Here is a 14206-nt window from a genome sequence, read left to right as displayed (position 1 = left end):
TTTCATCTGCCTACAGCCAACCTATAAACACCATGAAACTTTCATTTCACAAAATCAAAAACCTGACTTTTTTTCTCTTGTTGTTTGCCATTGCACAGCAGGACCTGCTGGCTCAAGTCACCGAAGAAACCTATAAAAAAGCCGAATATTTTCTGAGCAATTCCATCCAGAAGGAAGTCCACCATCTGGAAGTGATTCCCAATTGGTTGGCCGGAAAAGAATCTTTTTGGCACCTCACACAAATTAAGGAGGGGAAAAGATTTTTACTGACCAGTATTCAGGACAAAACCAGCAAAGAAGCCTTTGACCATATCCATTTGGCCGAGTTGCTTTCAGAGAAGACAAACCGGGAAGTGGATCCCCAAAATCTACCTTTTGACAACATCCAAATGGTGTCGGAAGATGAAGTCGGATTCAATTTCAACAATAAAAAGTGGGTGTATGGGACAAATACAAAGGAACTCACTTCCTCAGAAACAGAGAAAAGAGAAAACAGACAGGGGATTTCGCCTGATGGGAAATGGAGGGCATTTGTCAAAAACCACAACCTCTTTGTCGAGAACCTGGATACAGGGAAGGAGATCCAGTTGAGTATCCATGGAAAGACAGGTTTTGAATATGCCAGTTATCTGGGTTGGGGAGACATGATCGAAGGTGAAAATGGAACACGACCCGAACATTTTACCGTCAACTGGTCACCCGATTCCAAAAAAATCCAAACCCAAATCGTAGACCTGCGCTTGGCGGAAAAAATGTACCTCTTGGATTTTACGGAGGAAGAAAAATACCGTCCCAAATTGCTTTCTTATTACCGAGGTTCTCCGGGAGATACCACTGTTGTGCGGTACATTGCGGTTTTGTTTGATTTGGAACAAAAAACAGAAACCCGGATCAAGGTACCGATGATTCCTCATTTTATCGGATTGGGTTTGACTTGGGAAAAAGACAGCAAGCAACTGACTGGGCTTTTGACCCACAGGGGATTCAAAAAAATGGAGCTCATCAAGGTGGATGCGGAAAATGGAATCCCAAAAACCATCTGGAGGGATAGCACGACGACTTCCTTGGAGCCTTCGAACATCCTTTTCAGGAAATTGGAGAATGGTCAGTTTTTGATCAGTTCCGCTCAATCGGGTTGGATGCAGCTTTATTTGCATGACTGGGAAACTGGCAAACGGATCAGGCAACTTACGAATGGAGATTTTGTGGTGACCAAGCTCAACCATGTCGATGAGGAAAATGAATGGGTGTATTTTGAAGCCACGGGAAAGGAAAAAGACAGAAATGTTTATTATCCCCATTTGTACCGGATCAATTTTGACGGAAAGGATTTGAAATTGCTGACACCTGAAAACGGCTACCATGATATCCATATCTCAGAAGACAAGAAGTTTTTCGTCGACAATTATTCAAAAGTTGCTCAACCAACAAAATCGATTCTGAGGGAATTGTCTACGGGAAAGCTGTCGATGGAAATCAGTGAAGCGGACATCTCGAATCTTCTGGCAAAGGGCTACGCATCCCCAAGATCCTTTTCTGCAATCGGGAAAGATGGGAAAACAGATATTTTTGGGATTTATCATCTTCCTACTGATTTTGATGAAAGCAAAATCTACCCGGTTGTGGATTATACCTATACCGGACCCCATACCGCCGTCACGCCCAAAACCTTCAAGTCGGGACTGATTGGACTGCAACAGCCACTGGCTGAATTGGGTTTTATCGTCGTGACAGTGGACGGTATAGGGACAGCAGGCCGGTCCAAGGCTTTCAGGGATGTTTCCTACCGCAACTTGGGTGATGGGACGACTGATCATGTGTTGGCCATTCGAAGTCTTGCTGCGCAAAACAGTTTCTTGGATTTGGAAAGGGTTGGGGTTTTCGGGCATTCGGCCGGCGGTTACGATGCGGTGCGGGCCATGCTGCTTCATCCTGATTTTTTCAAGGTTGGGGTTGCTTCCGCGGGAGACCATGATCACCGCATGGAAAAGGCATGGTGGCCGGAAATGTACATGGGCTATCCCATAGGTGATTTTTATCAGGAGCAATCCAACATTACCAATGCTGGGAATCTGAAAGGCCGGCTACTGTTGGCGCATGGGGCTGTGGATGAAAATGTCAATCCTTCAGCCACCTATAAACTTGCAGATGCCTTGATCAAAGCGGGAAAGGAGTTCGACATGTTTATCCTGCCGGCAAACAACCACAATTTCGGTAGGGTCAACGGGGATTACTTCACCAAAAAGAGATGGGATTATTTTATCAGGCATTTGTTGGGGGAGGAGCCTTTGTTCAATTACCAGATCGGGAAGTAATTCCATTTTGGTTGTGGAATGGGCATCATCCAAGTTGGATTTCAAAATCCAGAGCCAAAAACCAAGGAAAATTATCATTGCCGCTTGGTTTTCCTTATTTTTAACTTTGAACCCGATAGGTGCATTGGGTTTCCTGAATGGCCTTGAAAATGCAAGTGATCAGACTATTGGAAGAATAAGGCTTGCGACCAAGGTTGTGAAGTCAAAAACAGTAAACATCTAATTGATTCTTAAATAATTATAGGATGATCGGGCTTGAAAATGTGTGTAACGGGTTGAAATAAAAAATTGAATACTATGATCAGCGTACAAGAAGCGAAGCAAATCCTTTTCAAGCATTTGCCAGAGCCAAAAATCATAACGGTCAAATTGGAGGATGCAGTGGGTTTGGTATTGGCTGAGGATTTGGCGGCACCATTGGATGTGCCTTCTTTTGACAATTCGGCCATGGATGGCTACGCTTTTTCATTTGAGGATTGTCAAAATAGATTGCCTATGGTCGTAAAGTACACCATTCCAGCGGGGACGGTTGATCTTCCCGAGCTCCAATCGGGTGAGGCTGCCAGGATATTTACCGGAGCACCGATTCCCAAAGGTTGTGATACTGTGGTGATGCAGGAATTAGCCAGCAGGAAGGACGATTTTCTGACCATCGAAGCCGATACAGTTAAAAAAGGAGACCACATCCGCAAGCAAGCTTCCCAAACCTCCATGGGAGATCAGGTGGCGCAAGTCGGTTGGCTGCTAAAACCCGCCATGATTGGATTTTTGGCTGGATTGGGATTTGACCGCGTTTCTGTTTTTCGGCCACCCAATGTCACGATATTGACCTCGGGCAAGGAATTGGTTTCCCCTGGGAACTCACTGGGTTTTGGACAAGTCTATGAAAGCAGTTCCTACACCCTGAAAGCAGCCTTGAGGGAAATGGGGATTCCGGTAACGAGCATGCCTATCGTGGAGGATGATCTTGTGCGCATACAAGAATCCATCGAAACTGCTTTGGGAAATTCGGATATCCTGTTGGTCACTGGTGGGATTTCTGTCGGTGATTTTGATTTTGTCAACCAGGCATTCAAAAACCTTGGCGTGGAGCAACTTTTCTATAAGATCCGCCAGAAACCCGGGAAACCGTTGTTTGCGGGGAAAAGGGAAAACCAATTGGTATTTGGCCTTCCCGGCAATCCCGGCTCGACACTCACTTGCTTCTACCAATATGTAAAACCCAGTATTTTAAAGATAATGGGAAAAGAGGCTGCTGGAGAAAAGCCGCAACTGGTTTCTTTGGAAGGGGATTTCCAAAAGAGGCTGGGATTGACACATTTTGTGAAAGGTTTGGTTCGCAATCAGGAAGTAAAGGTCCTTTCCGATCAGGAGTCTTACAAAATGAATGCCTTTGCCCAGAGCAATTGCCTGATTGAATTCGAGGAAACTAAGGAAATGTTTGTCAAGGGAGACTTGGTGAGAGTTCATTTCTTGGATTGATTGCAATTGAATGGATTCCAAAGGTTTTGTTCCTCTTTTGGATTTGATAAATTGATGTTGTTGTTCACGAAAGCTAAAAAAATATGCTAAAAGTAAAAGCATTCGGTAAAATTGCCGAAATCCTCCAACAGGAAGAGTTCCTCATGGAAAGGGTCGAATCAACAGAAGCAATGAAGGCGTATTTAGGGGCCCATTATCCAGGTTTAAAGAATATGAAATACCAAATCGCTTTGGATAAAAAGATCATGTCTGGAGATGCTTCCTTGACCGGGATCACTGAGGTGGCCTTGTTGCCTCCATTTTCCGGAGGGTGATTTCATTTTTTCATTGCGGTCTTTGCGAAAAACCTTGATTCTGCGGGGTTTTAACGCAAAGGGCACTAAGTTTCACGCGAAGGACGCAAAGGATTTTTGGTGGTTTTGAAAATCGGTTGGTTTTCAGAAGATTTGGGAGATTGTATTTTTTTCTTTGGGTTCTCCGCGAATACCTCCGCAGGCTTTGCGAGAGATTTTTTTCAACGCAAAGGGCGCTAAGTTTCGTGCGAAGGACGCAAAGGTTTTATTGTGGTTTTGAAAATCGGTTGGTTTTCAGAAGAATTGGGAGATTGTATTTTTTTTTTGGGTTCTCCGCGAAGACCTCTGCGGGCTTTGCGAGAGATTTTTTTTAACGCACTGGGTTTTTTGGTCGAAAAAACTTTATTTTTTGGGTCGGAAAACTTTGATCACTTCCGGATTTGTTTCAAGATATGGGCCTTCAATCAGGTCAATGCAGTAGGGGATGGCCGGAAATACGGCATCGAGGCATTGGCGGATTGCGGAGGGTTTTCCCGGTAAGTTGACGATCAGGCTTTGATTTCTGATGCCGGCAGTTTGCCTGGAAAGAATGGCGGTAGGAACGTATTGGAGGCTGACTTGTCGCATCAGCTCCCCGAAACCCGGCAACATTTTTTGGCAAACGGTTTCCGTTGCCTCTGGAGTCACGTCCCGCAAGGCTGGTCCCGTTCCTCCCGTGGTTACCACCAAGCAGCAACCTTCCCGATCACACAATTCGATCATCGTGGCTTCCAGTATTTCCTGTTCATCGGGTACTACGCGATAAACGGGAATCCAGTCGTTGACCAGATATTCTCCCAGGGTTCGGATGATTTCTTTCCCGGAAATATCCTCATACACATTGGCGGAAGCCCGATCGGAAGAGGTGATGATGCCTATCTTTATTGTTTGCATGGCCTGTTTTGGTTTGAAAAAAGACTTGACCCCGAAATATGCATTATGTTTCCCAATGGGGTTGAAATTGAAAGAAAATCAAAATATTCGGAAATAAGGTTTAGCACCAATATCGTGATTCCAAAAACTGTAAACAGCGGACTTATCAATAGGCGTTTTTGGTCTTGAATAGAAATGGTAAAGCATATTTCGGGTTGAATTGTCGTTGCAATGATACGGCAAATAAAAGCGCTCCCGAACAAAAATCAAGGAAATTACCGCTTTGGATGGCTTTTCTTTTTATCAATCCCCTTTAATGGACCAGGCCAAAAAAATAATCCTTCAGTGAATAAAACGTTTGCTAGATTTGCATGATTTTTAATTTAAATCTTCTGATCAATCTCCTATGGTTTTGTCCCTGGTTCTCTTGTTGGTGGGTTTTGTCGCCTTGATTGTTGGTGCTGACAAAATGGTGGAAGGCGCTTCTGCCTTGGCCATGAAGTACGGAATTCCGCCAATTGTGATCGGTCTGACCATTGTCGCCTTCGGTACTTCTGCCCCTGAACTGGTGGTCAACGTTTTTGCCTCGATCAACAAGAGCTCGGAAATGGTCCTCGGAAATGTCCTGGGAAGCAATATTTTCAACGTTCTTGGGATCCTGGGGATTTGTGGGATTATTTATCCTTTATCCGTCAAGTCAAACACGACCTGGATCGAAATTCCGCTTAGCTTCTTGGCTGCAGTCGCCGTCTTGGTCATTACCCAGGATCTTTGGCTGGATGGCTCGGTCGCCAATTATATCAGTAGGGGAGATGGGATTATTTTGCTGCTGTTTTTTTCCATTTTCATGGTGTACAACATCACCGTTTCCCTGAGTCCACAGGAAGCCGACGAAAGTGATGCTTTGGTGCTTCCGCTCGGAAAATCCCTGCTTTGGATCGCTTTGGGTCTTGGAGGATTGGTCCTTGGGGGAAAATTGATCGTGGACAATGCCGTCTCCATCGCTGAGGGATTTGGTTTGTCCGAACGCATCATCGGTCTGACGATCGTTTCCATTGGCACTTCCCTTCCGGAATTGGCCACTTCCGTTGCTGCAGTAAGGAAACGGAAGTTGGATATCGCCATCGGCAACGTGGTTGGATCGAACATCTTCAATATCTTCTTTGTCTTGGGTGTTTCTGCAGTGGTCAGCCCTTTTGAGATCAATGAAAGTTCCTTGGTGGACATTTTGCTGAATGTCTTGGCGGGTTTGCTCTTGTTTGTCTTTGTCTTTACGGGAAAAGGAAGAAGGTTGGACAGATGGGAAGGCATCGTGTTCCTTCTGCTTTATGCGGTCTATATGGTCTATTTGCTGGTCTAAAAAAAAATCCAGCATCTATTGAATTTGTCCTGTTTCAGGGAAGGATATTGGGTAGCCTGAATGGAATAAAAGAGAAACCCATCCATCAAGATGATCAGTAGGGAAGGAGCGGGCTAAAAAAATCACCGTGATATTCTGATCTGAGAAGTTTTGTGAACTGTGGTGGGTCCTCTGCAAACCGGAGTGAAAATTTTAACCCGTTTTATGCATTACGGACTCAACGGAATATTGTAATTGATTGTCAATCAATTGGGTGTTGACTATTCTTGATTTCACCCTATTGGTGTCAGGAATTATTCTTCAAACAGTCTGATTTTTTTGAAGTTTCAATGCCATTTGGAAACCTATTGCATATTTCCATCTAACCTAATCAAGTTAGCTGCTTTACGTTACTTTTTCGCTGTCTTAGAATTCGGGTTAAATCTTGATTTGCCTTCCATCTGGATAGTATTGTTAGACTTTCCGAAGGATCTTTTCGAGCTTCCGTCCCTTTGCCAATTCATCTACCAATTTGTCTAAATACCGTACTTTTTGCGTGAGCGGATTTTGGATTTCTTCCACCCGATAACCACAGATTACTCCAGTAATGAGGTTTGCATTGGGGTTGATAGTGGCTGACTGAAAAAATGTGTCAAAAGTTGCCTTTTCCTTGATGATTTCCTGCAGCTTTTTTTCATCAAAGCCGGTCAACCATTCCACTACTTGATGCAATTCTTCTTTGGTTCTCCCTTTCTTCTCGACCTTTGCAAGGTAAAATGGATAGACCGAAGCAAATGTCATTTTCGCGATTTTCTCGTCCTGCTTGGAAGTATCTTTCATGCCTGAGTTTGATATGGATGTCTAGATTTCTTTCAGTCTTTCAAATTCTCTTTCCTTTTTACCGGATCATTGCTCTTCAAATAGCCTGATTTTCTTGTCGTTATCACCCATCAGGAAACCCAATACATATTTCGGTTTAAATGCGAAACATCAGCGAGCAGCAATAAAAATCAATCTACTGTTGAGATTGCAAAATTGCCATCAAAAGCGTGTTTTTATTTGCAATTGGGCAGATCCTTGTTAACTATATCCGTTTTTAGGTAATCATTTTTTGTATTGGGATTCCATTCAAAGGCGGGAATTTCTTGGACCATAAAAATTTTGTTGGGATCTGAATCGAACAGCGTTTTTGTAAAGTCGTCTTCCAACTCCCTCAAATGGTCGAGGTCGCAAGGGGACAATTCCCGTCTGGTTGCGATATTGCCCAAACTGTCTATTTCTTCGGGTTTTACGCCCTTGTTTAGGGATACTGAAACGGTTTTTAAGTTGTCGATGCGCTGAATCACGTAAAGTCCTTCCATAGCAGTATCCACATAAAAAGTGTTGAATTGCTGGCGTCCGCCCGTGAGGTAAATGGCAACATCCGTCAGGCAGGGCGAGGGTTTGCTTACGATTCTTAAGTTGGTTCTGTCAATGGGTTGATTGGGATATAAGACGGTCATGGCTTGTTGCATCGCCAATGCACCGACGACCAAACCATCACATAAATGACCGTGAAATTTCTCCAAATCACTGATGGTGATGTTTTGTTCATTTGTTAATCTTCCTTTGGAAAAGTCAGTATCGATCGTATTAAAAGACACCTTGTCACCCTGCATGGGAGAAAGAGGAAGCAGGACTTTTGTTTTTTGTTTTTCAGAAATCCTGATGTGGTTGACATGCCCCATTTTGGATTGGTCCGAACTGATAAAATGGAGATGTATATTGCTGTCTTTAGCCGTGTAAATGCCTTGACTTTGTTCTGAATAAAACCCCAAGATCTCTCCGGATATCTTATTGAAAACATATTTCACACTGTTTACACCTTCCTTGAAGCCCGGTATGTTGGATGAGCGCGGTGCTACCACATGAATTGCCAGTTCCTCCATTTCGGTCACTATTCGGAAAGGGAAAGGGGTGGAAGTATCAAATCCCTGCTTTTGGGCCAATTCACGGATGGCCATTTCCAAACTTTTTTGATCAATGATTTCTGCATTGATTTCAAATTCTTTCCAATCCCTGACATAGGCATAAACAAAAAATGGAGCTTTGGCCTTGGGATCTTTGCGCACGATAAGTTGACCGTTTTCATCTGCATAGGCAACGAAGGGCTGTCCTTTTACAATGGTAATTTCTCCCTGCATGAATCCGTAAGGACCCATTCCGTATAGCGTATTTTTGTCTTGCAACAGACTGTCAATTGAAACAGTGGGTTGAAAGCCATTTTTACCCATCTCATCCATCGAACCCACGTGAAGGACTTGGGCTTCGAGTTGGGAAAACAGGAGTAGTATTGCCAATGTCATTGTGAATTTCATAAGCCGTATTTATTGATGATTGCCAATTGTCCAGCGTGGTAAGTGGTGTGCGAAATAATTCTCCCGAAGGCTTCCGCTTTGGTTTTGGTGCCAAATTCCTTGGTGACGATGTTCGTTTCCCAATCTTCATCCGTCTGTTTTTCAACAATGGATTTGAGTTGCTCAAATGAATCAGAAACGTAGCTTTTCAAAGCTTCCAAATCGGTCCATTCTCCCGTATCTCGTTTATCGATCACAGTTTTGGCCATCACTTTTACAGTGCTCTCCCCAAAAACATTTTTGGCAAAAAGCAATTCCACATCACCAATATGGCGCAGGAGAAAGCCAACCGAATTGGGCGAGTCGCCAAGAGTCTTTGTCAAATCACTTTGGGTGATGTTTTCTAACTGATTGGAAAACCGTGTTCTGGCTTCCACCCAAAGTTCAATCAATATTTCTGTTTTCGTTTTCATAATAAAAGGTTAAATAAAAATCCTGAAAGAATTATAAATAAGGTAACCACTCCAAAATAGATGGCTATTAATTTTATCGACATTACTTTCTTGAGCAAAGTAGCCTCAGGAATGGACAAACCTACTGTCGCCATCATAAAGGCGATGGCTGTGCCCAATGGAACTCCCTTTGCTACAAACACCTGAATGACTGGGACGATCCCTGCCGCATTGGCATACATCGGTACTGCTAAAATAACAGCAATGGGTACCGTCCACCATTGACCACCTCCCAAATATTGACCAAAGAAATTTTCGGGTACATATCCATGCATGGCCGCACCGATGGCAATACCGATGATGACATACAGGACAACACCCTTTACAATGTCCCAGGCACTTCGGGTGATTTCCGGCAAACGTTGGCGAAAAGTCAGCTTTTCTTCCTCGTAGTCGCTTTGTTGCATTTTGTTTTCCAAAATTTTCTTTACCCAGTCAGAAAGCATGGGCTCAAGATTGAATTTCCCCAGCAACCAGCCGCCCAAAGTCCCCAGTAAGATCCCTGATGTCGCATAAATAAGGGTTGCTTTAATGCCAAACATCCCGATAAACATGGCGATGGCAACTTCATTTACCAAGGGGGAGGTGATAAGAAAAGCAAAAGTCACCCCCAATGGAATGCCCCCCTGTACAAAACCGATAAAAAGGGGGACTGATGAACAAGAACAAAATGGGGTAATCGCCCCGAAAATGGAAGCAAAAAAATATTCCAATCCATAGAGTTTTTTTCTGTTTAGAAAGTCTTTCAGTTTTTCAATTGGGAAGTAGGCATTGACGACCCCCATTAGGAAAACAATCAAGAACAGAAGAAGGAGGATTTTCAATGTATCGTACACAAAGAAATTCAGGGCGGTTCCCAGATGGGTTTCTGCTCCGATTCCAAATACACTATAAATCAGCCAATCGGCAAAATGTTGGATCCAATCAAACATGGTCTAGTTTTTAGCAACAAGCCGAAGATGCGCAACACGAGTCATTTCCTGTTTCGGTAGATACATCTCCTTTGGTAGGAAATCCTTTTTGGACCCACCGGGTAATTCCATGCTGCATATTGACTACGTGTTTGTATCCGTGATTGACCAAAAATCCAGCTGCTCTCAAACTTCTCGCACCACTTTTACAGACCATGACCACCTCTTTGTCTTTTGGGATTTCGGTATATCGGTCTTCGAATTCGCTCAACGGAATGTTGATGAGGAGGGGAACATCATAGGCAAGTTGCTCCACTTCGTCTTTTTCACGGATGTCCACCAACAAGGCACCGTTTTTTATCCATTCTTGTGTGGTGGTAGGACAGATTTCTTTGACCAAAGATTGGTTTTCCATTGTATTACTTTTTTAAGAGTTCAATGATTTCACTTACTTGAGCAATTCTGCCTTTGACTTTTATTTGGTCGTTCATCATCAGGACAGGAGTCGTGAGAATATTGTATTTCATCATTTCCTCTATGTCTTCCACTTTTTCCACATTGGCTTCAACGTTCGTTTGTTTCAGCGCTTCAAGGACATTGTTGTAAGTGGTTTTGCACTTTGGACAACCGGGACCCAATACTTTTATTTGTAGCATATTCTTCTTGTGTTTGTGATTCAGTTCGTGAATTTACGAACAATTGCTTGAAGTTCGTAATATCACGAACAATATCTCCAAAAAATTATTTCAATACTTTGTTCAGCAAGCTTTTCGCGAGATTGAAATTCTCCCGGTTGATGCAATATTTCGTGGTGGGTGGGGTGATGTCACCTTTTATCAGACCTGCCTCCTTGAGTTCTTTCAGGTGTTGTGATAGGGTGGACTTTGCAATGGGAAGCTCATTTGCCATATCACCGTGATAGCAGCACGATTGTGAATTGAGTAATTCCAAAATGGCTATTCGAACAGGATGGCCAAGCGCTTTGGCAAACCTTGCTGTTTGCTCTTGTTCTTCAGTGAAATAATCTGTGTTGATAGTACTTGGCATCCGTTTCAAGATTTATTGTTCGCAAAGTTACGAACAATAAATCGAATCCCCAATATTTGGCGTGGGTGGATGTTTGGCTAGACTGCCTTTTTTAAAGCCAGTATTGTCCAACTTGCATATTTTATCGTAGGATTTGTATTGCCAAACTACTCACTCGACTCTATTCGGGCTTGTGGGAGCTGGATGCCTTTTCCTATCCATGATGGGTAAAGAGATGTTTAATCCCTTCAGGAGCACCTTTCGGAACGCTGTTCGGTTTGATTTACAATGCTTTTTCGACTGCGGAGCAGCCAAATTTCACAGTTCATCCAGGCGAAAACGGGAATGAAGCTTGTGGTTTGCGTGACATAGGCCTGGAAGGGTAGTGTCCCAAATTTCAAAATATTAGAAAGAGATAGTTTTCGACAACTTCTAGGATCAAACAGTAGAGGAGAGCTTAGGTTAGAATTCCCGTTTCTTTCTTAACAAGCCAATCATTTGTCCAAAACCCAATCCAAAGTATGTCCTTTCCCGGCTGATTTGGACCATTGGTGAAACAGTCAGGCCGTAAAATCTAGAAAAAGGAAATTCGATTTTTGGATTGATGATGAGGCTCACGGTGTTGTATTTGTCATATTCCCAGGTGTAGTTTTCGGTAATAAAATTGTTTTGGGTTTTAACCCAATTCTCTGGTTCTTTGATGGTGGTAAAGCCCATTCCCATAGAAAGATTGGCCCTGATGGTGCCACTTTCATTCAATTGAACAATCTTTCCAACAGTGATTTGGAAGTTTCTTATTTGGTCATAGGGATTTGTCGTCCCATACAACCAAACGCCCACCAGACCGGAAGAATAATCCCTGGGTTGGGTTTTGGGTTGTCTAAAATTTCGTGAATACCCGATTTTGAAAGAATAGGTTTCTTCAAAGACATAATTTAGGCCAAAATCAATACCAGAGTAATTCCCGAGATTCAGTTCATTTGTCCCATAGATGGCATGGTGTTCAGAAAACTGGGCCTGAGCAGCATGCATGCCTGTGATGCATAGAAATAGCAACAATGTTCTTTTCATCAATTCTGATTTAGGAATGGTTAAACCCGTGGTATGTAAATTAAGGCCACTTATTTTGAGTTGTTATTTTTTGAGTCCTTGTCAAGTCAGTCCACCTACATATTTTCTAAATGATGCTATAAATAAGCAATGTCCCAATTATAAAGGCAAATGGCGATATCAATTGAAAGTAGAGAGGCTTCAAAATGTCTGCCGCTTTCAATGAAAATTTGTGGTGAAGTTGTCGTGGTACAAAATACAAAACCAAAGAAGTACACAACATAAACCAACCAAAGATCTTAAAAATGTCTGGGTATTTTGAATTGTCTGCTGAAAGAATAAGCCCAAGGGCCGGAATTATCCTAAAGGTTATTTCTGCATAGTTGATGAAATTTGTGCTTCCTGCTTTTCGTAAGATTTCATTCGCTTTTTTTGGCTCAATGAGCATCAAAAATCCAACGCCAATAAAGAATAGCCCGAAAACAATAGTGGTCCAATGTGCGAATATGTTGATCATTTTTCCTTCTTGTTCATATTTTGTACGGTGGATTAGCATTCCAGAAAACAGTTTTGAGACTGATGATATGGCGGATTTTCAGCACAAAGGCTCAATGAAATTGCTACTGATGAATCTTGCAAAAATCTTGTATGGAAGCATTTCAGTCTCCCTATTGGCAAACCGATTTTAGTGGTTTGGGGTTTTACTCTGCTGCTAGTTTCATCCTCAACAAAGGATAATCTTTTCCCTGGTCGTCTTTGGTTGTTCGTTCGTAAGTTATAAAACCGAGTTTTTGGTAAAATTTAATTGCATTTCCGTTTTGCTCATTTACGTCAACTTTGTCGGCTTTTAGTTCTGAAAAAGCAAATTCAGTTAGTTTTCTTCCCAGACCTTTGCCGATGTATTCTGGCGAAAAAAACAACATTTCTATTTTCTTTTCAGCAACTCCAATAAACCCTACAACTTCGCTGTTTTGCTTGAGGCAATACACTTCAAAATCGTTAAAGTCAATTGTCTGTACGAGCGCTTTGATTTCTATAAAGTCTATCGGGTCGAGGAAGTCGTGGGTCGCCAACACCGATTTTTCCCAAACCTCGATAATTTGTGCTTTGTCATTATCGGTGTAAGGTTCAATTTTGAAATTTTGATTTGACATATCGGTTAGTTTTTATGCAATTCAGGTTATTTGAGTTGTTGAAAATTCGCCTGAAAATATTTTGTGTCGTTTCTTAAGGATAAGTTTTTTGCTGTCGTTTTGCCTGACCAATGTTTTGGTGCTTGGCCTTCGGTCGGATTTGCGGGCCGCTAACCTGTCCACCGCTGCAGAAGCCCCTGCGGAGCAGCGAGCATAAAACTGCTACTCTGCCCCGCTATTGTTGGATAAGCATTTTGCACACCGCCATTAGTTTCTTTTAATTCGTTTATATCCCTGTTATTCATCCGGAAATCCTCGGTTGTGCTGTTCAATCTGGTATTTGACAAATTCAATCAGTCTCTGGTTTTTGTAAGCAAACCATTTTTGTCTGTATTCCCCTGAGTTGTCGATTTCCGATTTGAAGTTCCGAAATGGTTTGGATTTATTCAATGTTTTAAAGAGCCTGTCCTGTAAATTCGGATCCTCAACTGTCTCGGAGAAATCGGTCATCATCCCGAAACGCTCATGCGCTGTCATTTTTTCAAATTCGAAATAGTCCCCCCAATTTTCATCTAATTTGTCCAGAGTCTCTTGCCAGGGCTCGGTATCCTGTCCAATCCAGTCACCTTCAAGAAAATCCGGAGTTGCTTCAATTTCACCCGTTTTCAGGTGGTAAAAACAACGCATTCCCAGGTCAAGATTTTCGGCTATTTCTTTTATTTGTTCTTCCGGTAATTTCATGTCGAGCCATCTTCTATGCTTGTGTCCAAAGTGATGTGATGCAGCACCAAATCAATTTCAAGCTAAAATTAATTAGAAATCAGTCAGTTATCTACAGTTATTGCCTCACCACATTGGTGAAATGTGTTTTTGTTCAAACTTCAACAGCCATTTCAT

At 42.6% G+C, this 14206-nt stretch carries 15 protein-coding genes; 4 read left to right on the top strand and 11 right to left on the bottom strand.

Annotation, left to right across the window (positions count from 1 at the left end):
* Positions 1–32: 32 nt before the first annotated feature.
* The 3 genes from Q7J63_RS02685 (at position 33) to Q7J63_RS02675 (ending at position 4111) form a co-directional block, all read left to right on the top strand.
* Positions 33–2315, top strand: coding sequence for a DPP IV N-terminal domain-containing protein (locus Q7J63_RS02685; RefSeq protein WP_304883850.1), 2283 nt, complete (start codon positions 33–35; stop codon positions 2313–2315).
* 297 nt (positions 2316–2612) lie between these two features.
* Positions 2613–3797, top strand: coding sequence for a gephyrin-like molybdotransferase Glp (gene glp, locus Q7J63_RS02680; protein ID WP_304883849.1), 1185 nt, complete (start codon positions 2613–2615; stop codon positions 3795–3797).
* An 83-nt stretch (positions 3798–3880) separates the two neighbouring features.
* A complete protein-coding gene (locus Q7J63_RS02675; RefSeq protein ID WP_304883848.1) occupies positions 3881–4111 on the top strand; it encodes a MoaD/ThiS family protein in 231 nt (76 codons plus the stop codon).
* 381 nt (positions 4112–4492) lie between these two features.
* Here the strand turns inward: Q7J63_RS02675 and mog are convergent, their stop codons facing one another.
* A complete protein-coding gene (gene mog, locus Q7J63_RS02670) occupies positions 4493–5023 on the bottom strand; it encodes a molybdopterin adenylyltransferase (RefSeq protein WP_304883847.1) in 531 nt (176 codons plus the stop codon).
* 385 nt (positions 5024–5408) lie between these two features.
* Here mog and Q7J63_RS02665 point away from each other — a divergent pair, with 385 nt between their 5' ends.
* The gene (locus tag Q7J63_RS02665; protein ID WP_019600735.1) at positions 5409–6362 is read left to right on the top strand and encodes a calcium/sodium antiporter; all 954 of its coding nucleotides are present in this window, start codon (positions 5409–5411) and stop codon (positions 6360–6362) included.
* Between the two features lie 453 nt (positions 6363–6815).
* Here the strand turns inward: Q7J63_RS02665 and Q7J63_RS02660 are convergent, their stop codons facing one another.
* The 10 genes from Q7J63_RS02660 to Q7J63_RS02615 form a co-directional block, all read right to left on the bottom strand.
* On the bottom strand, positions 6816–7181 hold the full coding sequence (locus Q7J63_RS02660) for a DUF2200 domain-containing protein (RefSeq protein ID WP_019600734.1): 366 nt from the start codon (positions 7179–7181) through the stop codon (positions 6816–6818).
* 215 nt (positions 7182–7396) lie between these two features.
* Positions 7397–8698 (bottom strand): acetolactate decarboxylase, encoded by a 1302-nt coding sequence (locus Q7J63_RS02655; RefSeq protein WP_304883846.1) that lies wholly within the window; start codon positions 8696–8698, stop codon positions 7397–7399.
* A complete protein-coding gene (locus Q7J63_RS02650; RefSeq protein WP_019598088.1) occupies positions 8695–9150 on the bottom strand; it encodes a DinB family protein in 456 nt (151 codons plus the stop codon). Before Q7J63_RS02650 ends, Q7J63_RS02655 begins: the two co-directional genes overlap by 4 nt.
* On the bottom strand, positions 9147–10121 hold the full coding sequence (locus Q7J63_RS02645) for a permease (protein WP_019598089.1): 975 nt from the start codon (positions 10119–10121) through the stop codon (positions 9147–9149). Before Q7J63_RS02645 ends, Q7J63_RS02650 begins: the two co-directional genes overlap by 4 nt.
* 10 nt (positions 10122–10131) lie before the next feature.
* Positions 10132–10515 carry a rhodanese-like domain-containing protein gene (locus Q7J63_RS02640; protein WP_019598090.1) on the bottom strand — a complete coding sequence of 128 codons (384 nt, stop codon included), beginning with the start codon at positions 10513–10515 and terminating at the stop codon, positions 10132–10134.
* 4 nt (positions 10516–10519) lie between these two features.
* Positions 10520–10756 carry a thioredoxin family protein gene (locus Q7J63_RS02635; protein ID WP_019598091.1) on the bottom strand — a complete coding sequence of 79 codons (237 nt, stop codon included), beginning with the start codon at positions 10754–10756 and terminating at the stop codon, positions 10520–10522.
* 85 nt (positions 10757–10841) lie between these two features.
* Entirely contained in the window at positions 10842–11147 is a 306-nt protein-coding gene (locus tag Q7J63_RS02630; protein ID WP_019598092.1) for a helix-turn-helix transcriptional regulator, read from the bottom strand.
* 441 nt (positions 11148–11588) lie between these two features.
* Positions 11589–12197: a hypothetical protein gene (locus Q7J63_RS02625; RefSeq protein WP_304883845.1), complete on the bottom strand. Its 609-nt coding sequence runs from the start codon at positions 12195–12197 to the stop codon at positions 11589–11591.
* A 680-nt stretch (positions 12198–12877) separates the two neighbouring features.
* Positions 12878–13330: a GNAT family N-acetyltransferase gene (locus Q7J63_RS02620; RefSeq protein WP_304883844.1), complete on the bottom strand. Its 453-nt coding sequence runs from the start codon at positions 13328–13330 to the stop codon at positions 12878–12880.
* Positions 13331–13606: 276 nt separating this feature from the next.
* Entirely contained in the window at positions 13607–14050 is a 444-nt protein-coding gene (locus tag Q7J63_RS02615) for a UPF0158 family protein (RefSeq protein WP_304883843.1), read from the bottom strand.
* Between the last annotated feature and the right edge of the window lie 156 nt (positions 14051–14206).

Source organism: Rhodonellum sp. (assembly GCF_030656585.1).
Taxonomy (GTDB): domain Bacteria; phylum Bacteroidota; class Bacteroidia; order Cytophagales; family Cyclobacteriaceae; genus Rhodonellum; species Rhodonellum psychrophilum.
Note: the sequence above shows the minus strand (reverse complement) of the source record. Positions and strands in the feature narration are given on the sequence as shown.